This is a genomic window from Mycobacterium toneyamaense, assembly GCF_055384815.1.
Map to the genome: position 1 here is coordinate 3,465,783 of NZ_AP040333.1, position 18,492 is coordinate 3,484,274.

Annotated in this window: 16 protein-coding genes; 6 read left to right on the top strand and 10 right to left on the bottom strand. The window is 67.0% G+C overall.

The window, feature by feature from the left end; all coding sequences use genetic code 11:
• Nucleotides 1–110: 110 nt before the first annotated feature.
• Nucleotides 111–2,552: a Tex family protein gene (locus ACZ5IQ_RS16745; protein ID WP_212814329.1), complete on the bottom strand. Its 2,442-nt coding sequence runs from the start codon at nucleotides 2,550–2,552 to the stop codon at nucleotides 111–113.
• A gap of 113 nt (nucleotides 2,553–2,665) precedes the next feature.
• On the opposite strand from ACZ5IQ_RS16745, the gene ACZ5IQ_RS16750 reads away from it, so the two are divergent.
• A complete protein-coding gene (locus tag ACZ5IQ_RS16750; protein WP_212814327.1) occupies nucleotides 2,666–3,832 on the top strand; it encodes a GGDEF domain-containing protein in 1,167 nt (388 codons plus the stop codon).
• Between the two features lie 9 nt (nucleotides 3,833–3,841).
• Here ACZ5IQ_RS16750 and ACZ5IQ_RS16755 read toward each other — a convergent pair whose 3' ends face one another.
• Nucleotides 3,842–5,128 (bottom strand): lipase family protein, encoded by a 1,287-nt coding sequence (locus ACZ5IQ_RS16755; RefSeq protein WP_406801486.1) that lies wholly within the window; start codon nucleotides 5,126–5,128, stop codon nucleotides 3,842–3,844.
• A 266-nt stretch (nucleotides 5,129–5,394) separates the two neighbouring features.
• Here ACZ5IQ_RS16755 and ACZ5IQ_RS16760 point away from each other — a divergent pair, with 266 nt between their 5' ends.
• Nucleotides 5,395–6,087 (top strand): hypothetical protein, encoded by a 693-nt coding sequence (locus tag ACZ5IQ_RS16760; protein ID WP_212814323.1) that lies wholly within the window; start codon nucleotides 5,395–5,397, stop codon nucleotides 6,085–6,087.
• A 2-nt stretch (nucleotides 6,088–6,089) separates the two neighbouring features.
• Entirely contained in the window at nucleotides 6,090–8,048 is a 1,959-nt protein-coding gene (locus tag ACZ5IQ_RS16765) for a YhgE/Pip domain-containing protein (protein ID WP_212814321.1), read from the top strand.
• A gap of 6 nt (nucleotides 8,049–8,054) precedes the next feature.
• On the opposite strand, the gene ACZ5IQ_RS16770 is transcribed toward ACZ5IQ_RS16765, so the two are convergent.
• From ACZ5IQ_RS16770 to ACZ5IQ_RS16780, 3 genes are read right to left on the bottom strand one after another with little or no spacing between them, the layout of a single operon-like run.
• Complete coding sequence (locus ACZ5IQ_RS16770) at nucleotides 8,055–8,483, bottom strand: VOC family protein (RefSeq protein WP_212814318.1); 429 nt, start codon at nucleotides 8,481–8,483, stop codon at nucleotides 8,055–8,057.
• 45 nt (nucleotides 8,484–8,528) lie between these two features.
• Nucleotides 8,529–8,948, bottom strand: a complete 420-nt coding sequence (locus tag ACZ5IQ_RS16775) for a hypothetical protein (protein WP_212814316.1) — start codon at nucleotides 8,946–8,948, stop codon at nucleotides 8,529–8,531.
• 11 nt (nucleotides 8,949–8,959) lie between these two features.
• A complete protein-coding gene (locus ACZ5IQ_RS16780) occupies nucleotides 8,960–10,156 on the bottom strand; it encodes a globin domain-containing protein (protein ID WP_212814313.1) in 1,197 nt (398 codons plus the stop codon).
• Between the two features lie 233 nt (nucleotides 10,157–10,389).
• Here ACZ5IQ_RS16780 and ACZ5IQ_RS16785 point away from each other — a divergent pair, with 233 nt between their 5' ends.
• The gene (locus ACZ5IQ_RS16785) at nucleotides 10,390–10,755 is read left to right on the top strand and encodes a PE-PGRS family protein (RefSeq protein WP_371824548.1); all 366 of its coding nucleotides are present in this window, start codon (nucleotides 10,390–10,392) and stop codon (nucleotides 10,753–10,755) included.
• Nucleotides 10,756–10,867: 112 nt separating this feature from the next.
• On the opposite strand, the gene ACZ5IQ_RS16790 is transcribed toward ACZ5IQ_RS16785, so the two are convergent.
• Nucleotides 10,868–11,662 (bottom strand): SigB/SigF/SigG family RNA polymerase sigma factor, encoded by a 795-nt coding sequence (locus tag ACZ5IQ_RS16790; RefSeq protein ID WP_244872884.1) that lies wholly within the window; start codon nucleotides 11,660–11,662, stop codon nucleotides 10,868–10,870.
• A 432-nt stretch (nucleotides 11,663–12,094) separates the two neighbouring features.
• Here ACZ5IQ_RS16790 and ACZ5IQ_RS16795 point away from each other — a divergent pair, with 432 nt between their 5' ends.
• Both ACZ5IQ_RS16795 and ACZ5IQ_RS16800 read left to right on the top strand, forming a co-directional pair.
• Entirely contained in the window at nucleotides 12,095–12,349 is a 255-nt protein-coding gene (locus ACZ5IQ_RS16795) for a hypothetical protein (protein ID WP_244872937.1), read from the top strand.
• Nucleotides 12,350–12,482: 133 nt separating this feature from the next.
• Nucleotides 12,483–13,208: a cutinase family protein gene (locus ACZ5IQ_RS16800; protein WP_406774844.1), complete on the top strand. Its 726-nt coding sequence runs from the start codon at nucleotides 12,483–12,485 to the stop codon at nucleotides 13,206–13,208.
• Here the strand turns inward: ACZ5IQ_RS16800 and ACZ5IQ_RS16805 are convergent, their stop codons facing one another.
• From ACZ5IQ_RS16805 to ACZ5IQ_RS16820, 4 genes are all read right to left on the bottom strand, one after another.
• Nucleotides 13,209–13,592 (bottom strand): hemerythrin domain-containing protein, encoded by a 384-nt coding sequence (locus tag ACZ5IQ_RS16805; RefSeq protein WP_406774845.1) that lies wholly within the window; start codon nucleotides 13,590–13,592, stop codon nucleotides 13,209–13,211.
• Nucleotides 13,593–13,679: 87 nt separating this feature from the next.
• Nucleotides 13,680–14,942 carry an osmoprotectant NAGGN system M42 family peptidase gene (locus tag ACZ5IQ_RS16810; RefSeq protein ID WP_212814308.1) on the bottom strand — a complete coding sequence of 421 codons (1,263 nt, stop codon included), beginning with the start codon at nucleotides 14,940–14,942 and terminating at the stop codon, nucleotides 13,680–13,682.
• An 11-nt stretch (nucleotides 14,943–14,953) separates the two neighbouring features.
• A complete protein-coding gene (ngg, locus tag ACZ5IQ_RS16815; protein WP_212814305.1) occupies nucleotides 14,954–16,675 on the bottom strand; it encodes an N-acetylglutaminylglutamine synthetase in 1,722 nt (573 codons plus the stop codon).
• Nucleotides 16,672–18,474, bottom strand: coding sequence for an N-acetylglutaminylglutamine amidotransferase (locus ACZ5IQ_RS16820; RefSeq protein WP_212814303.1), 1,803 nt, complete (start codon nucleotides 18,472–18,474; stop codon nucleotides 16,672–16,674). The genes ngg and ACZ5IQ_RS16820 overlap by 4 nt, the downstream gene beginning before the upstream one ends.
• Nucleotides 18,475–18,492 lie beyond the last annotated feature (18 nt).

Consider the following 18,492-nt stretch of genomic DNA (forward strand, 5'->3'; position numbering starts at 1 on the left):
GCCTCGAGCCGGGTCGCTTCTCGATTCCTGATCACTTCTCGCGAGCAGCCATAAAACTGTCGAAAATCACTGGGATATCGACAGTTTTATGTCTCCTCGCGAGAACACCGCTACTTGCCGAAGCCCGCCTTGCGCAGGGCGTCGGCCATCGAGCCGGACGGCACAGACTCGCGGCGGCCACCGCCATTGCCGCGCTGCGGATTACGTCCGCGATCTTGGCCATTGCCGCGGTTCTGTCCGCCACCGTTACCGCCGCGGTTGCCGCCATCGCGTCCGCGCGGCTGCCCGCCGCCGTCGCGCCGGGCTCCGCCGCCCTGCTCGGGCCGCTTGCCGTCGCGGGCGCGCTGCGGGTCGTCGTTGAGCCGCAGGCTCAGTCCGATGCGCTGCCGCTCGACATCGACCTCGAGCACCTTGACTTTGACGACCTGGCCGGACTTGACCACCTCGTGCGGGTCGGAGACGAAGCGGTCGGCCATCGCCGACACGTGCACCAGACCGTCCTGGTGCACGCCGACGTCCACGAAAGCGCCGAACGCGGCCACGTTCGTCACGACGCCCTCGAGCACCATGCCGACCTTGAGGTCGGACACCTTCTCGACGCCGGCCGCGAAGGTCGCGGTGGAGAACGCGGGGCGCGGGTCGCGGCCCGGCTTCTCCAGCTCGCCCAGGATGTCGGTCACGGTCGGGATGCCGAATCGTTCGTCGGCGAAGTCGCCCGGCTTGAGCGCGCGCAGCTTCCGCTCGTCGCCGATCAGTTCGGCGAGGGTGACGCCGGCGCGGTCGAGGATGCGCCGCACCACCGGGTAGGCCTCGGGATGCACACCCGAGGCGTCCAGCGGGTCGTCGCCTTCCCGGATGCGCAGGAAGCCGGCGCACTGCTCAAAAGCCTTGGGGCCCAGACGTGGAACGTCGAGCAGACCGCTGCGGCTGCGGAACGGTCCGGTCTTGTCGCGGTACGACACGATCGACTCGGCCAGCGATTCGGTGACGCCGGAGACCTTGGCCAGCAGCGGCACCGAGGCCGTGTTGAGGTCGACACCGACCGCGTTCACGGCGTCCTCGACCACCGCGTCGAGGCTGCGGGCCAGGGTTCCGGGCGTCACGTCGTGCTGGTACTGCCCGACGCCGATCGACTTCGGCTCGATCTTGACCAGTTCGGCGAGCGGGTCCTGCAGACGACGGGCGATCGAGACCGCGCCGCGCAGCGTCACGTCCAGGTCGGGCAGCTCGTGGGCGGCATAGGCCGATGCCGAGTACACCGAGGCGCCGGCCTCGCTGACGATCGCCTTGGTCGGCAGCCGCTTGGGACCGGACGCGCCCGCCGCCTTCAGGTCGGCGATGAGTTCGGTTGCCAGCGCATCGGTTTCGCGGGACGCGGTGCCGTTACCGATGGCGATCAGTTCGACGTTGTGCCGCGCGACGAGGGCGGCCAGCGTCGCCTTGGCGTCGTTCCACTTGTTCTGCGGCTGATGCGGGTAGATGGCACAGGTGTCGACGACCTTGCCGGTGCCGTCCACCACCGCGACCTTCACACCGGTGCGGAACCCGGGATCGAGTCCCAGCGTGGCGCGGGTTCCGGCCGGCGCGGCCAGCAGCAGGTCCTTGAGATTCTTGGCGAACACCGCGACGGCGTCCTCCTCGGCGCGCTGCCGCAGCCGGATCCGGGCGTCGACGGCCGCCGAGAACATCAGCTTGGTGCGCCAGGCCCAGCCGACCGTCGCGGTCAGCCACGGCGTGGCGGCGCCCCCGGCAGCCATGTCCACACCGAGCGACTGCGCGATCATGGCCTGGTACAGCGTCTCGTCGCCGCCGTCGAAGTTGAGCGACAGCGCCTCTTCCTTCTCACCTCGCAATACCGCCAGCACGCGGTGCGACGGCATGTCCTCGAGCGGCTCGGAGTACTCGAAGTAGTCGCGGAACTTCTGGGCGGCAGGGCTTTTCGCCGCCTCCTCCGACCACGGCTTGGTGGTCAGGGTGCCGTCGGACCAGAACTTCTCGCGCACGGCACCGACCAGTTCGGCGTCCTCGGACACCCGCTCCACCAGGATGTGGCGCGCGCCGTCGAGTGCGGCGGCGACGTCGGCCACCTCCTCACCCAGGAACTCGGCGGCCACGTCCTCGGGGTTGAGCGTGGGGTCGGCGAGCAGCCGGTCCGCCAGCGGCTCCAGGCCGGCCTCGCGGGCGATCTGCGCCTTGGTGCGGCGCTTGGGCTTGTACGGCAGGTAGATGTCTTCGACCCTGGACTTCGTCTCGGCGGCCAGCAGCGCCGCCTTCAGGTCGTCGGTGAGCTTGCCCTGTTCTTCGATCGAGGCCAGCACAGCGTCGCGCCGCTGATCCAGTTCACGCAGATACCGGAGCCGCTCCTCGAGGGTGCGGAGCTGACCGTCGTCCAGGCTGCCGGTGACTTCCTTGCGGTACCGCGCGATGAACGGCACGGTCGCGCCTTCGTCCAGCAGCCGTACCGCGGCGTCGACCTGACCTTCGGCGACGGCCAACTCTTCGGCCAGGCGGGCGTTCACGGACTTGACGACAGACTTGACGCTCAAATTCACGGGCTGGACCCTACCCAATGCTGCCGACAGTCGTCGGCAGCGGCGAGTAAGTTTGCGCTATGCCTCAGCCGATCCCGACGCACCACGCCCCTGGGCGCACCCGGTAGCGCGACATGAATCCCGACGTGCGCACCCTGTGGATGGTCGTCTCCATGACCGCCCTGCTGTTCGGGTTGCTGCATGTCTGGGTGGGGGCCGGTAGGCGGCGACATCCGGCGGTCCAGCTGTGGGGCGCGGGCAATTTCCTGGGTGCCCTCGGAGCCGGGCTGCTGAGCGCCCGCGGGCTGGTGCCCGAGGTGTTGTCGGTGACGGTCTCCAACGTCCTGATCGTCATGTGCTGGTCGTTGATCTGGGGTGGTCTGTGCGCCTTCAACGGCCAGCCGGTCCGCGGCCGGGTGATGGCTGCCGGGCCGCTGGTGGTGCTGGCCGCGTTCGAGTTGATACCGCCGTTCAACGTCAGCATCCCGGCCCGGGTGTCCCTGACGGCTCTCGTGCTGGCCGGATATTTCGCGCTCAGCGTCGTCGACGGCATCAAAGCCCAGCGTGTCGAGCGCCTGGCGTCGCGGCGCATCCTGATCGGCCTGTACGTCGTCGCGGCCGCGGCGACCGTCGCGCGTTCGGTCAGCCTCCATCTGGACGCCGGCGCGGTGCAGTTCGCCACCACCAGCGCGGCCGTGTCGGTGCCGATGCTCTTCTTCGCTTTCGCCGTGATGGCCATCAACCTGTGCCTGTCGCTGATGGGTTGGGAGCGGCTCGAGGATCAATTGGCCGACGCGGCGATGCTCGACTCTCTCACCAGGACGCTGAACCGCGCGGGCTTCATGATCCAGGCGCAGCGGCTGGCCGAGGAGTGCGTCGCGCGCCAGTTGCGGTGCTCGGTCATCGTGATGGATCTGGATGAGTTCAAGGCCGTCAACGACGTCTTCGGGCACGAGGCCGGCGACCGGCTGCTGACCGAGTTCGCATGCGTGGCACGGTCGAATCTGCGCAGCGGCGACCTGTTGGCGCGGATCGGCGGCGAGGAATTCTGCGCGATGCTGCCGGGTGTCGACGAAAGTCAGGCGGCCGTCATCGCCGACCGGCTCCGGGTGGCGTTCGCCGCCGCCACGTTCAGCCACAATGACGCGGTGCTCGCCGGAACGGTGAGCATCGGGGTATCGCAGCTCGGGCACAAGGCGGGGTTGCGGTCGGCGATCCGCCGCGCCGACGTGGCGATGTACGAAGCGAAGAGCCGGGGCCGCGACCGCGTGATCCGCGCCTCCGCGGCGGGCAGGGACTGAGCTCTCGACTCAGTACGTCCCGCAGTTCGGCGACGTGGGCTCACCGTTGAAGCGCGCCGCGATCCATTGCATGGCGGGCTCGCCGTCGACCAGCATCGGCAGGGCATGGTTGATCACCAGTTTGTTCAGGAACGGGGGCTCCTCGTTGGTGCGGAACTCGACATCGGCCCCCTTGTCGCACCAGTCCCGCCCGAGCTGGTTGGCCGCGGTCCACGGCACGAGCGGGTCGTAGCGGTTGCTGTTGATGAGGACCGGAGCGTTGGGCTTGTACTTGCCGAGCTTCTGCATGTCGAACAGCGTCTTGAAGGGCTCTTCCTCGACCAGCACGTTGATGTCCTCGGTGAAGTACGGCTGCAGATGCCGGAACATGAAGTCGACGATGGTCTGACCGACGCACTGCCGTGAGACGCTCTCGAGCATGTCCTTGCCGCGCTGGGTGAGCTTGGAGCGGATCAGGTCGGCGAACTCGGGGTAGGCGTAGATTTCGCCGTTGAGCGCGTAACCGACCACGCCGACCAGCGCGCTGCCGTCGGTGTACGGGAACAGTTCCTTGAGATCGGCGACCGGCGCCCCGGCGTACGTGCCGACGACGTGCAGTTCAGGCGCGTAGGACGACGCCAGCTCGGCCGCCGACGCCGCAGCGCCTCCGCCTTGCGAGTACCCCCAGAAAGCAACGGGCCCATCGGGATCCAGTGAGGTGCCCGGCAGCTTCTTGGCGGCGCGCGCGGCGTCGAGCACCGCGGCGGCCTCGGCCACGCGGTTGACGTACGTGTGCATCCCGGGAGTACCGAGGCCCTCGTAGTCGGTCATCACGATCGCGAAACCGCGGGCGACCATCGTGGCGATGAACGCCTCTTCGTAGTTGACCATGATGTCCCAGCCACCCGAATAGTGGATGCCCTGGTTGAACTGCCGCGACGGCGCACACTGATTGCCCTGGCCCTGGGTGCCCACCGCGTAGCTGATGAGCGGCCGTGGCCCCTTGCCGGGCCAGTCGTTGTACGGCTCGAAATAGGTGCCGGTGACGGCGACCGGATTTCCGCGGGCATCGGTGCTGCGGTACATGATTCGCGTTCCGGTCGCCATGATGGCGCCGAGCTGGCCGGACGGTTCGAGCACCAGACGCGACGGCTCGGTCCGGATCAGATCTCCGGGCTTGCCCGGCGGCAGTGGATCCGGCGGCAGATAGAACTCGGCGTACTGCGGCTCGTCGCCGTCAGCGTGGGCTGCGGGCAGTCCCGTGAGCAGTGAACCAATGAGTAGACATGCGGCCAGAACGCCCCCGAAACGATGCATAACGGGACAATAACAATGGGACTCTCGTACACGAAATCAGGAATACCTGAAACCAAGAATTCAATTCTTGACGGACGTCGAGTGACAGGCCGCACAGACATTACCTGGAAGCGATCCACGAAGTCGGCGCGCCCGATGTGTCCGCCACGGCATATCGCGAGCGATTCCGCGTGACATCACACCTGCGAGAACGCCGCTATCGGAGTTTCTGCCCCGGCGCGCTGATTTACTGGCCATCGTTACTTCGACCCCGGAGATGAGCAGCAATGGACGACGAGACGACGGCCGCCCCCGACACAGCGGACAGCCCGCCGGTGATCACCGCGCAGGGGCTCGCTGTCATCGGCGAGCACGGCCCGCTCTTCTCTGATGTCGACCTGGAGCTGCGGCCCGGATTCCACGCCATACAGATGCCGGGCGGTCCGGCGCAGCACACGCTCCTGCTGTCGCTGGCAGGCCGGCTCAAGCCGACGCGCGGCACCGTCACCGTCAACGGCGCGACGGGGCCCCGCGGCATCCGGAAGCACTGTGCCATCGCCGCGTTCGCCGACATCGACGACCTGGAAGACATGGTGACGGTCCAGACGGTCATCACCGAGCAGCGCCGCTGGGTGTCGCCGTTCCCGGCCTGGGTTCCGGTCCAGTCGGACGTCCCGGAGATGACGGCGGTCTTCGGCGACGACCTTCCGCTGCTGTCGCCAAAGAGCTTCATCATCGAGCTGTCCGATCTCGAGCTCTTTCTGCTGCGCATCACCCTGGCCCTGATGTCCGACCGGCCGGTGCTGATCGTCGGCGACCTCGAGCAGGTCCGCGACAACGAACGCCGTGCCCTCGCGGTACAGCGGCTCGGCGCCCTCGCCGAGCACCGCACCGTCGTCGTCGGAGTGACCAACCCGCTGGGCGAGGACGCCCCCGACCACGTTCTGCATGACCGCCGCATGCTGACCGGAAAGGCCTGACCATGCTTGCTGGACTCGCATTCGGCTCTGAGATCAAGCGATTCGGCCGCAGCCGCATGACGCGCGCCGCGATCGTGGTGCTGATGCTGCTGCCGCTGGTGTACGGCGCGCTGTACCTGTGGGCGTTCTGGGACCCGTTCGGCCAGGTCAACAAGATGCCAGTGGCCCTGGTGAACGCCGACCGCGGCGCCGTCGTCGAGGGCGTCCACGTCAACGCGGGCGACGAGATCGCCCGGAGCCTGACCGCGGACCACAGCCTCGACTGGCATGTGGTCAGCGACAAGGAGGCGCGCGACGGCGTCGAGCACGGCAAGTTCTACTTCATGCTGGAGCTGCCGGAGAACTTCAGCGAGGCCATCGCCTCACCCGTCAGCGGCGATCCCCAGAAGGCCCAGCTGATCGCGGTGTACAACGACGCCAACAACTACATCTCCTCGACCATCGGACGCACGGCCACCAGCCAGGTGCTCAACGCGGTGTCGACGCGCATCTCCGGCCAGGCGGTGAATCAGATTCTGTCCGTGGTGGTTTCGTCCGGAGCCGGCATCAAGCAGGCCGCCGACGGAGCGCAGAAGCTGGCCGACGGCGCGGCGCAGGTCGACACCGGCGCCGGCAAGCTGGTCGGCGGCCTCGACGACGCCCGGAACGGCTCGGCCAAGCTGTCGGCCGGCGCCAAACAACTCTCCTCCGGAATCAACCAGGCCACCGATCCGCTGCTGAAAGTGACCAAGGCCCTGTCGCAGGTCGGCGGGAGCACCGAGCAGTTGCAGCAGAGCGCGACGGCGCTGGAGCAGGCCGCCGATCAGGCCGGCGCGCTCGCCACCGCGCAGGACACCGCGGCAGCAGCGATCGGTTCGGTGATCCAACAACTTTCGGTGAACCAGGACCCGGTTTCGGTCGGCGCGGTCAACACCCTGCGCGGCGTCCAGGACCAGCTGAACGGCCACCAGTTCACGCCACAGATCCGCCAGCAGATCACCGATGGCCGCAATGCCGCGATCTCGATGACCGAGAACCTGCGCTCCCCCGGCAGCCCGCTGCGGACTGCTCTCGATCAGGTGGGCGGCAGCGGCCAGCAGCTCACCGACAAACTGAACCAATTGCGTAACGGCGCCCAGCAGTTGGCCACCGGCAATGCGCAATTGGCAAGCGGCATCGTGCAACTCGATGACGGGGCGCGCCAGTTGAAGTCGGGCACCGTTCAACTCAAGGACGGCAACCACGAACTGGCCACCAAGCTGGCCGACGGCGCCAAGCAGGTGCCGACGTGGACCGAGCAGCAGAAGCAGGCCATCGCCGACACCATCGGCGGTCCGGTGAACCTGGAGTCCTCACACGAGAACGGTGCCCCCAACTTCGCCACCGGCATGGCCCCGTTCTTCCTGACGCTGGCCCTGTTCTTCGGTGCGCTCGTCCTGTGGATGGTGTTGCGGCCCTTGCAGAACCGCCCGATCGCCGCCGAGGTGCTGGCCATTCGCGTGGTGTTCGCCAGCTATCTGCCCGCGGCGGTCCTCGCCCTGGGCCAGTCGATCATCCTGTACTGCGTGGTGCGGTTCGCCCTCGGCATGCAGGTGGCGCATCCGGTGGCGATGCTCGGCTTCATGATGCTGATCTCGCTGGCCTTCGTCGCCGCGACGCAGGCCATCAACGCACTGGTCGGGCCGGCGGTCGGCCGCGTGCTGATCATGGCCCTGCTGATGCTGCAGATGGTCAGTGCCGGCGGGATGTACCCGGTCGAGACGACGTCCAGGCCGTTCCAGGTGATGCACAAGTTCGATCCGATGACGTTCGGTGTCAACGGACTTCGCCAGCTGATCCTCGGCGGCATCGACGGCCGGCTGTGGCAGGCCATCATCGTGTTGGTGTGCATCTGGCTCGGCGCACTGGGCATTTCCAGCCTGTGCGCCCGCCGCAACCGGACCTGGAACCTGATCCGGCTCTTGCCGGCCATCAAGATGTAGCGGCTTCTACCCCAGGCTGACGGTGCCGTCCGGGTTGACGCGCCAGTTCGGGTTGTGCGCGATTTCCCAGATCACGCCGTTCGGATCCTGGACATGCGCGTGGAACACGCCACCGAACTGACCGGGCTGCGGCGGCTTGAGTGTGGTGCCGCCCGCGGCGGTCATCGCGGCCGCCAGCTCGACGACTGCGTCCGGGCTGTCGACGTTGTGCGCCAACGTGATTCCGCTGACCTGCGAATGGTCGGCAGCCTGTGCGAGGTCGGCATTGAACTTCTCCGCGAGGAAGAATCCGAGCAGCTGACCCGGCGCCGTCTGGTAGAAGATGATCTCCCCCGGCACATCGAGCGCCGGGGTCCACCCGAGCGCGCCGTAGAACTGCCGGGTGGCGTCGAGATCGACCGTGGCCAGGGTGAAGAAGTGCACTTGCTGCTTCATGGCCCCAGGCTACGTAGGCCCACCGACAGTTCTCGCGCGGTGCGACTAGAGCAAACCCACGCCGGCGACCAGGAGCGCGATGACCTTGGTCATCTCGAGCGCGACATAGGCGTAGTGACCGCGGGAGCGCGGGCCTTCGCGGCCGGCGAGCACCTCGTCCGACCGGCGATTGAGCCCGGGCCGGACAGCGACCAGCTGCACGACCAATGCCCCCACGGCCACGGCGAACGCGACCATGACGGTGACCGACGGCCGATTCACCAAGGCTGCGAGCACGATTGCCGCGGCGAACACCAGCTCGACGGTGTTCAGCGCGCGGAACACCAGGCGCCCGATGCCGAGACCGATCGGCAGGGTGACGTTCGGCGCGCGGAATTTGAGCGGCGCCTCCAGGAAGGAGATGGCGAGCACCATCCCCAACCAGACGAAGGTGATGGCGACCTGGATCGCAGTCGGTGTACTCATCAGCGGCGAGGTTAGACGGCCAGCGGGCTGAACGCTTCGAACCAGATGCGGTCACGCGCCACACCGGCGGTCCCGAGCTGCCGGACCACCTCTGCCATGAAGGGCGTCGGACCGCAGATGTAGGCGTTGACATCCGGCGGAAATGCGATGGCGCTCAGGTCGATTCGGCCATGCCGGTCCGGTTCGGTGAGCGGATAGCCGTCGGGCAGCCCGTCGTACCAGGTGTGCAGTGCAGCACCGGGAATCCGCGCGACCAGATCGGCCAGTTCCGCACGGTGGGCGTGACTGGCGCGGGTGCGGTCGCAGTGCACGACGGTCACAGAGCGTTGGGGCTGCTCGGCCGCGATGAAGTACAGCATGCCCAGCACCGGCGTGATCCCGATGCCCGCCGAGATCAGCAACAGCGGCGTCTCGGCCGGACTGTCCAGGGTGATGTCGCCGAAGGGGTGCGACACCTGCAGCACGTCACCTTCGAAAACGTACTCGTGCAGGTGCGACGACACCGCGCCGTCGCGGCGCACCGAGATGCGCCACCCGTCCACGGCACCGGCGTGCGACAGGCTGTACTGACGAATCTGGCGCGCGCCGTCGGGCAGCTGCACCGCCACCGAAATGTACTGTCCCGGAGCGAAATCGGGCAACTTGGCACCATCGGCGGCAGCCAGTCCGAAGGCCACGGTGAGTGGCGACTGCTGCACCCGTTCGACCACCCGAACCGGCATCCAGACATGCTCCGGACTGGTGCCGGCCGCCTCATACAACTCCCGTTCGCGGCCGATCAGCAGGTCCGCCATCGACCAGTAGACCGCCGTCCACGCCTCGGCGACATCGGCGGTGACGACATCGGCACCGAGCACCTCGACGATCGCCGCGAACAGGTGTTCATAGACCACCGGGTACTGGTCCGGCGCCACGCCGAGGGACGCGTGCTTGTGTGCGATGCGCTCGACGACGTCCGCCCCGGGGGCATCAGGGTGCACGAGCAGCGTGGCGTACATCGCGACCGACCCCGCCAATGCCTTCTGCTGCGACCCGTTCGCCTGATTGCCGCGGTTGAACAGGTCACGCTCCAACTCCGGATGCGCCGCGAACAGGCGACGGTAGAAGACCGGGGTGATCTCGCCGATCGCACCGCCGACCACAGGCAACGTGGCTTTGACAACCTCGGCGTGGGCCGGCGACAACGTGGACGTGGACGTGGACAACATGGCAGAACCTCTCACTTCGTCGTGAATGCGTCGGCGCGACCCGGATCGATGATTCGTCGAGGCCGGTCCGCCGCCTGCCAGCAGGCTATTTAAATAAGCATCATCGATGCAAGTATTATGCTGCGTGACCTACGACACCATGTAGTAAGCACCGGTCCGCAGTCGGAACGACCGATCCCGCGAATCCGGCAGCCAGAGGTTTGACTCCACCGTCAGACGGCAATGAACGAGATATGTTCACTGACAAAATGATTCCCCTGTTGGCGGCCGGAGCGTTCGCAGCGGCCGGCGTGGCCGCCTCGTTCGTGTCAGCCGATATCGTGCCGAGCACCGTCGGCGCCCACCCCGTGCTGACCAGCTACCCGCTGCAGCCCGTCGATGATCCCGGCCCTGGCCCGGGCGGTGGCGGTTGTGTCAACGGCCAGTGTGGTTCCGGTGGCGTGAATGGTGGTCCCGGAGGCGGCCCGGGAGGTGCCGGCTGCGTACCCACCCAATGGGGCACGGCGTGCGGTTCCGGCGGCACGAATGCCGGTCCGGGCGGAGTCCCCGGTGGTAGCGGCTGCATTCCCGGAGTGGGCTGCGGCGGCGGGCACGGCTAACCGCCGGTGAGCCCGGTTTCCCCGACCAGCAGACGATCGACGACGCTGGTGCTCTCGGGCGAAAGCCCTTGGTGCATCAGCGCGTCGAGCGGCTGGGCGGCCGCGGTCGCCGTCAGGTCTGCGCGACCTGCATGCGAATCTCCCGCAGCGTCCGCTCCAGGATGCGCGAGACGTGCATCTGCGAGACGCCGATCGTCTCCGCGATCTGGCGCTGGGTCTTGGATTTGAAGAACCTCAGGTAGAGAATCCGCTGTTCACGCACCGGCAGGGACTGCAGCACCGGTTTGACCGATTCGCGGTCGGTGATGCGCTCGAAACCTTCGTCGACGTCACCGAGCAGATCGGACAGCGACTGCGGGTTGTCCTCGTTGTCGACGACGGGCGTGTCGAGTGATTGCGGTTGATAAGCATTGGCCGCCAGGAGGCTTTCCGTGATCTGTTCCGGCGCAACGGACAGCGCCTCCGCCAGTTCGCTGATGGTCGGCGTGCGCCCCAACTGCTGCGTCAATTCCGTTGTCGCGCCCTTGATTTGCTGGCGGATGTCGCGAATGCTCCTCGGGACGTGGACTTTCCAGCCGTAGTCGCGGAAATGGCGGCGCAACTCCCCCATGATGGTCGGGACGGCGAACGCCACGAACCCGGCACCGTTGTCCGGATCGAAGCGGTTGATCGCTTGGATCAGGCCGACCCGCGCTACCTGGACCAGGTCGTCGAGGTTTTCCCCCCTGCCGTCGAAATGGCGGGCCAGCCGGTCGGCCAACGGGCAGCACCGCAACACGATTTGTTCGCGTTGCCGGGCGAATTCGTCGGATTCGGCCGGAAGGGCGCGTAGCTCTACCACCAATTCCGGTACGTCCGCATATTCGTCGGCGTAGCGGTCTCCTTCAGGTAAACGCTTCTCCAGCAACGAAGTTGACATGACGTGCCTTCCCCAGGCCCACAACACGCATCGGGAGATTCGGCTCCCTGAGTATCGACTCGGCGCCGTGGCATGCGTGTTGTTTCCACCAGTGAGGTGGACCGGCAATCTGCCGTCGCCGATCGCCACCTACGGCACCCAGCACAGCCGTGCCCTCATCTGGACCGCGGCTGCATACCGGACAGGTAGCTCTCAGCTGCCGTCGCTTCGGTCTAAGCAACTGCGCCATCTTGACGCTGTACCCGACCTTACCGCCGAACGCATCGGGGCACCACCGCGACGCTGCGCCGACCGGCCATCACAGCTGGTCAGGCGGCAAAAAACATTTCTGCGAGAACAGGTTTGGCCGAGAATGGCCCAGGGTATGCACCCCGTCGGCGTGAGCAGCACTTGAAAACCCAACAGGAACGGCTCTTTTCGATGGCGGTGTGTATTACCTGCGGAACGGATTGCGACGAGTCGTTCACGTTCAATTGGAACGGACGCAGCGCGAGCTTCGACTGCATCGAATGTATGGCCACGATGGTGGCCCCGATGTGCCGCCACTGCGGATGCCGAATACTGGGCCACGGGTTGCGACTCGACGGCCGCCAGTATTGCTGCGACCATTGCGCGCAGGCCGGCGAACACTCGGCCCGGCCGGCGGCGAACACCGACCGCTGGCAATTCGGATAGCGGTCTCCCGGCCCAGCCCGGACGAGTGACGCCACTGATGGTTTAGACCGACGGTTCCCGGGGTAAACGGGCCGTATTCGTCGACCGCAATGGAGCGATCCGACCGGTGAGCCGAAGATCGGTGGGTTCAGTCATGAAGACCATCACGTGTTGTATCGCCGCGGCGGTGCCGCTGACCTCCCTGTTGCTGGCCGTACCGGCCGGGAGCGTTCCAGCGCCTGCGCAACCCTGCCCCGATATTCAAGTGATTTTCGCGCGGGGCACGATGGAACCACCGGGCGTGGGCAAGGCCGGTCAGGCCTTCGTCGACGCACTGACCGCACGGGCTGCGGGCCGGACCGTCGATGTGGCCCCCGTGGACTACCCGGCGTCGCTCGATTTCGCGACCGCCGCGGACGGGGTCGTCGACGCGACGAACAGGGTCCAGAGCACAGCATCAGTCTGTCCCACCACGAAGATCGTGCTGGGCGGGTATTCCCAGGGCGCGGCGGTGGCCGCGTACATCACCGAGGACGCCGTCCCCGCCGGCGTCACCCTGCCGATGGGCATCACGGGACCGATGCCGGCATTCGTGGCAGACCATGTTGCCGCGGTCGTGCTGTTCGGCAAGCCCTCGTCCGGCTTCCTGCAGATGGTCTACACCGGTGCGCCCCCGATCACGGTCGGCTCACGTTATGTGTCGAAGACCCTCGACCTGTGCATCGCCGATGACCCGGTGTGCTCGACGGCCGGCGGCGACAATGCCGCCCATGTGGCGTACTCCGACAACGGAATGGCCGACCAGGCAGCACAATTCGTCATGAACAAGCTCGGCCGCTCCCCTGCACAACCCCGCGTCGAGCAGGCCGCGCCGCGCTGATCAGCGGCCGGTCAGCAGCGGAAACTCCTCGGCTTCGACGCGCTGCGTGTGGTCTTCTGTGGCCTGTTGTAAGTCGGTAAGGGCGCTCTCGAATTCTGCCGAGGCCGGGTCCAGCCGGGCCATGCGGTCCAGCCGCTGCTTGGTGTCGTCCGTCTCGCCGCGCAACGACTCGACCACCAGCCCGCGCCGCACCCTCGGGTGAACCAGTAGTTCCTCGCTCACTTCCTGCGCGGTGAGCGCCGCGCGCAGCTCCGCGAAGTGCCGCCGGCGCGCAGCGGTGTCGGCCGCGTGCAACGTCTTGCTGAACAGTTCGCGTGCCATGAGGTGCCGGGCCTTGACGTAGTCGATGACGGCATCGGTGGCAGTCGTCGATGCAGGTGTCATGAAAATCCCCTCCAAGGTCGTTCCGGCCGGTGTTCCAGCTTCTGCTACCCAATTCGCGGCGAAGTAAACCCACCAATTGCGCCTGAATCAATGCTGCGAGACGTCGGCGCTGCCCTCCTCGGGTGGCCAGTGGTGCCCCTGTGACGCCGCGCCCGGGTCGTGGAAGTCGCCGCGTGACAACGGCACCCACTGCTCGCTCGCTGCGGCCTGCTCGGCGGGGAAATCTTCCAGATCGCCGAACGGCTGCGCGTCCCACATCGCGAACGTCAGCGGTGTCCGGAGCCAGCTGTACAGCAGCAGATAGGTCGCTTCGAGCGAATCGAGGTGCGTGCGCTCCCAGCCGTGACTGCCGTCGAGCCCGAATCCGACGAGCGCGGCGCGCGTGGCCGCGCCGGCCTCGATCGCCGCCGCCACGTCCGACCGGTAATACCGAAAGATGTCGCGGGCGTAGGTGATTCCCTTTTCCTGCGCCAGCTTGCACAGCTTGCGGGTCAGGTAATAGTCGAACGGCCCGTGCATGTCGGCCATCGGGATGGTGACGCCGTGCTCCAGGGACTGCTGGCCGGGCGCGCACACGGCGTTGTCGACCGACACCAGCTCCGCGACATCGGGCGGCAGGCCGTGACTGGCGCCGTGGCCGACCTCCTCGGTGATCGTCACCATGAGCGTGGTCCGGTGTGGCAGCACGATGTTCCCCTCGGCGACGACCTTGGCCAGCGTCAATGCGATGGCCACACCGGCCTTGCCGTCGAGGTGGCGGGAAACGACGAAGCCGTCCTCCGTCAGCTCGGGGCTGGCGACCAGCGCGACGAAATCGCCGACGTTGAGGCCTAGCTTCTCGAGATCCGCGCGCGATGACACGCTGCGGTCGACGCGGACCTCGACGTCGTCCCAGCTGGTCGGCTGCGTATCGATCTCGTCGCCGAACGCGTGACCACTCGCCTTGAGCGGCATCACGGTTCCGGTGAAGAACTGGTCGTTGTCGTCGGGCAGGATGCGGACCCGGGCGCCGGTCGCGAACCGCGCCGAGAAGGTGCCGACGGGCACGAGCGCCAGCCGGCCGTTGTCCTTGAGTTCGCGGACCATGCAGCCGATGGTGTCGGCGTGCACCACGATGGCGCGGTCGGTGGTCTGCGACCGCCCCGGCAGTTCGGCGATGAGTGCACCGCGCCGGGTCAGCGTGAATGGCACGCCGAGTTTCGTCAGGGTCTGGCCGATCAGTTGCATCACGGCATCGGTGCGACCCGAGGGGCTCGGCGTCTGCAGCAGCGCCAGCAGGGTGTCGACCATCCAGCCCCGGTCGTCCGGCGACATCCGTACGTTCTCGGCATCGTCGGGCTCAGCCATCATCTCTCCAAATGTCAGTGTTGCTCGATCGGGTCGGGATGCCAGGCCCACGGCGTCGCTGCGGTTCGCGGGAACAGCAGATCGATGAACGCCTGTGCGGTCGGCCGCGGCTCGTGATTGGCGAGGCCGGGCCGCTCGTTGGCTTCGATGAAGACGTACTCCTCGCCGCTCACCGACGGCACGATCAGATCGATCCCGGTCACCGGAATCTCGATCGCAGCGGCCGCGTCGACCGCCACTTTCGCCAGCATGGGGTTGAGTTCGTCGGTGACGTCGTGAATGGTCCCACCGGTGTGCAGGTTCGCGGTGTGCCGCACGATGAGGCGTTCGTTGGCGGGCAGCACATCGTCCAGCTGCCAGCCCGCCTTGTGCACGGTGTCATCGGTGACGCTGTCCAGCGGGATCACCGACTCCCCGTGCGTGGCCACCGACCGGCGCCGGCTCTGCGCTTCGATCAGCTGGCGGATGGTGTGGGTGCCGGTGCCGATCACCTCGGGTGGCCGGCGGAGGGCGGCGGCGATCACCTTGCCGTCGATGACGATGATGCGCAAATCCTCACCCTCACAACGCTCTTCGATGAGAACATCGGGGCAGTGCTGCACGGCGAGCCCGATGGCCCGGTTGAGTTCGTCGGGTGTGGTGACCCCGACGGTGATGCCCGCGCCCTGTTCTCCGCGGGCGGGCTTGACGACAGCGCTGCCCACCTTCTCCAGGAAGCGGCAGTCCTCGTCGGTGAATGTCGCAGTGCAGCCTTCCGGTATGCGGATGCCGGCCTCGGCGACGACGGATCGGGCGATGCGTTTGTCGTCACACCGGCTCATCGCCACTGCGCTGGTCAGCTCGGACAGCGATTCGCGGGTGACGATGCTGGTCCCGCCATGGGTCAGCCGGAGGTAACCTGCCTGCGCGTCGAGCACGTCCACCGCGATGCCCCGCAGGATCGCCTCGTCGGCGATGATGCGCGCATACGGATTCAGCTGGGCCAGTTCCTCTTCCGGCTTCACCGGGGCGAACAGCGCTTCGTTGATGGCGTTCTTGCGTTTGATCCCGAGCACAGCGGGGACACGGGCGAAGCCGATGCGCTCATACAGCGCGATGGCACCGTCGTTGTCGTGCAGCACCGAGAGATCCATCTGTGCCCGTCCCCGCCGGACGAACTCCTCGATCAACGAGCGCACCAGCAGGCCGCCGGTGCCGGGCCGGGTCACGGCCGGATCCACCGCGAGGCACCACAGGCTGGAGCCGTTCTCCGGATCTCCGAACAGCTGGCGGTGGTCGATGCCGGTGACCGTGCCGACGACTTGTCCGGTCGCGTCGTCGACGGCGACCAGGTACACCACCTGCGGTGCGGTCTGGCTGTTGGTCCACATGAGGTCACTGTCGGCCGGCACCATGTGGCACCGCACGTAGATGTGGTTGATCGCCACGCAGTCCTCGAGCGAATTCACCTGGCGCACGGTCAGTCCCGGCACGTCGGGCGGCCGGTACTGCATGGGCTTCGTCAGGTCGAGGCGGTAGGTGAAACTGGGGTCGATGAAGAATTCGTGGGAGTGCAGTGCCACGAAGACATGCGGCGCGTCGAGGTACATCCCGATGTCACGGCGCCCGCTGCCCTCTTCCCGCAGCGCGGTGCCGAACGCGTCGGGGTCGTGGAACGTCTGACCGAAAACCAGCCGCCCCCAACCCATGTCCTGTATGACGCCCTCGGCCCTGTCGGTGGTTTCCGTTGTCGTCATCTGCCCGCTCCGTCGACGTGGGTGGCTAGCCAGAGTTCCAGCAATCCGATCTGCCACAACGGGTTCCCCCGCAACGGGGTGAGATTGCCGTTGGGATCGTCGAGCATCCCGGCGACCGCGTCGGGAGCGAACAGACCACGGTCACGCGCGGCCTGACTGTGCAGCGCGTCGCGGACCAGGTCGAGGTAGGGGCCTGCGAGATGCTTGAGCGCGGGCACGGGGAAATAGCCCTTGGGCCGGTCGATGACGTCGGCCGGGATGACCTTGCGCGCAGCGTCTTTCAGGACGCCTTTACCGTCCTGGGCGGTCTTGAGTTCCGGCGGGCACGTCGCCGCGAGCTCGACCAGCTCGTGGTCGAGGAAGGGCACGCGGCCCTCCAGCCCCCACGCCATGGTCATGTTGTCGACGCGTTTGACCGGGTCGTCGACGAGCATGACGGTGGTATCGAGGCGCAATGCCCGATCGGTCGCGGTGGCCGCGCCGGGATGACTGAAGTTCTGCAGCGCGAAAGCGCCCGCGGAATCGTGCTCGAGCCGCCATTGCGGTTGCAGCAGGCGGTTGACCGCGTCGTGACTGCGGTCGAAGAACGCCGCGCGGTAGTGCCGCAGCGCGTCGGCCGGATCGTTGTCGACGGCCCGCGCCATCGGCGGGTACCAGTGATAGCCGGCGAAGATCTCGTCGGCGCCCTGTCCGGACTGCACGACCTTCACATGCTGGCTGACCTCCTGCGACAGCAGGTAGAACGCCACGCAGTCGTGGCTCATCATGGGCTCGCTCATGGCTTCGATGGCACCGGAGAGCGCAGGCAGCATGCGCGCGGAGTCGATACGGATCTGGTGGTGGTCGGTGTCGAACTGGCGGGCGATGATGTCGGAGTACTTGAACTCGTCGCCCTCCTCGCCACCGGCGGATTCGAATCCGATGGAGAAGGTGGCCAGGCCGTGCTGGCCGGCTTCGGCGAGCAGACCGACGATCAAGCTGGAGTCCAGGCCACCGGACAGCAGGCAGCCCACCGGCACATCCGCGACCAGGCGGCGCTCGACCGCGGTGCGCAGTGCCGCCAGCACCGCGTCCCGCCAGTCGTTCTCGGTCCAGTCGGCCCGTTCGAGCGACCGCTCGAAAACCGGTTCCCAGTACGTCGTTTCCGTGCGCTTGCCGTCCCGTTCGATGCGCATGACGGTGCCCGGCGGCAGCTTCTGCACACCACGCAGGATGGTGCGCGGGGCGGGCACGACCGAGTGAAAGCTCAGATAGTGTTGCAGCGCAACAGGATCGAGTTCGGTATCGACACCGCCGGCAGCCACCAGCGCCGGCAGTGACGACGCGAAACGCAGCGCTCCCCCGTCGGCTTCACACCAGTACAAGGGCTTGACGCCGAGGCGGTCACGCGCCAACAGCACCCGGCCCGACTCGATCTCCGCGACCGCGAAGGCGAACATCCCGTACAGGTGCTCGACGACGCGTTCACCCCACTCCTGGTACCCCTTCAGCACCACCTCGGTGTCGCTGTGCGAGAAGAAGCGGTATCCCTTGCTCGAAAGTTCCTGGCGTAGTTGGGGATAGTTGTAGATGCACCCATTGAAGACGACGGTGAGGCCGAGCTCCGGATCGTGCATGGGCTGGTGTCCGTGACTGGACAGATCGATGATGGCCAGACGCCGGTGACCCAACGCCACCCCGTCCCGCACCCATAGTCCGCTACTGTCCGGGCCCCGCGGTGCCATGCGGTCGGTCATGGCAGCAACCGCCGCCAGATCAGCACCACGGCCCCAGGCGATTTCGCCGGCAATGCCGCACATGGTGGAAGTCAGCTCCCT

Excerpts from the sequence above, each read along its gene's own strand:
- ACZ5IQ_RS16750 (WP_212814327.1), top strand. The coding sequence starts at position 2,666 with ATGAATCCCGACGTGCGCACCCTGTGGATGGTCGTCTCCATGACCGCC.
- ACZ5IQ_RS16755 (WP_406801486.1), bottom strand. The coding sequence starts at position 5,128 with ATGCATCGTTTCGGGGGCGTTCTGGCCGCATGTCTACTCATTGGTTCA.
- ACZ5IQ_RS16760 (WP_212814323.1), top strand. The coding sequence starts at position 5,395 with ATGGACGACGAGACGACGGCCGCCCCCGACACAGCGGACAGCCCGCCG.
- ACZ5IQ_RS16765 (WP_212814321.1), top strand. The coding sequence starts at position 6,090 with ATGCTTGCTGGACTCGCATTCGGCTCTGAGATCAAGCGATTCGGCCGC.
- ACZ5IQ_RS16770 (WP_212814318.1), bottom strand. The coding sequence starts at position 8,483 with ATGAAGCAGCAAGTGCACTTCTTCACCCTGGCCACGGTCGATCTCGAC.
- ACZ5IQ_RS16775 (WP_212814316.1), bottom strand. The coding sequence starts at position 8,948 with ATGAGTACACCGACTGCGATCCAGGTCGCCATCACCTTCGTCTGGTTG.
- ACZ5IQ_RS16780 (WP_212814313.1), bottom strand. The coding sequence starts at position 10,156 with ATGTTGTCCACGTCCACGTCCACGTTGTCGCCGGCCCACGCCGAGGTT.
- ACZ5IQ_RS16785 (WP_371824548.1), top strand. The coding sequence starts at position 10,390 with ATGTTCACTGACAAAATGATTCCCCTGTTGGCGGCCGGAGCGTTCGCA.
- ACZ5IQ_RS16795 (WP_244872937.1), top strand. The coding sequence starts at position 12,095 with ATGGCGGTGTGTATTACCTGCGGAACGGATTGCGACGAGTCGTTCACG.
- ACZ5IQ_RS16800 (WP_406774844.1), top strand. The coding sequence starts at position 12,483 with ATGAAGACCATCACGTGTTGTATCGCCGCGGCGGTGCCGCTGACCTCC.
- ACZ5IQ_RS16805 (WP_406774845.1), bottom strand. The coding sequence starts at position 13,592 with ATGACACCTGCATCGACGACTGCCACCGATGCCGTCATCGACTACGTC.
- ACZ5IQ_RS16810 (WP_212814308.1), bottom strand. The coding sequence starts at position 14,942 with ATGATGGCTGAGCCCGACGATGCCGAGAACGTACGGATGTCGCCGGAC.
- ngg (WP_212814305.1), bottom strand. The coding sequence starts at position 16,675 with ATGACGACAACGGAAACCACCGACAGGGCCGAGGGCGTCATACAGGAC.
- ACZ5IQ_RS16820 (WP_212814303.1), bottom strand. The coding sequence starts at position 18,474 with ATGTGCGGCATTGCCGGCGAAATCGCCTGGGGCCGTGGTGCTGATCTG.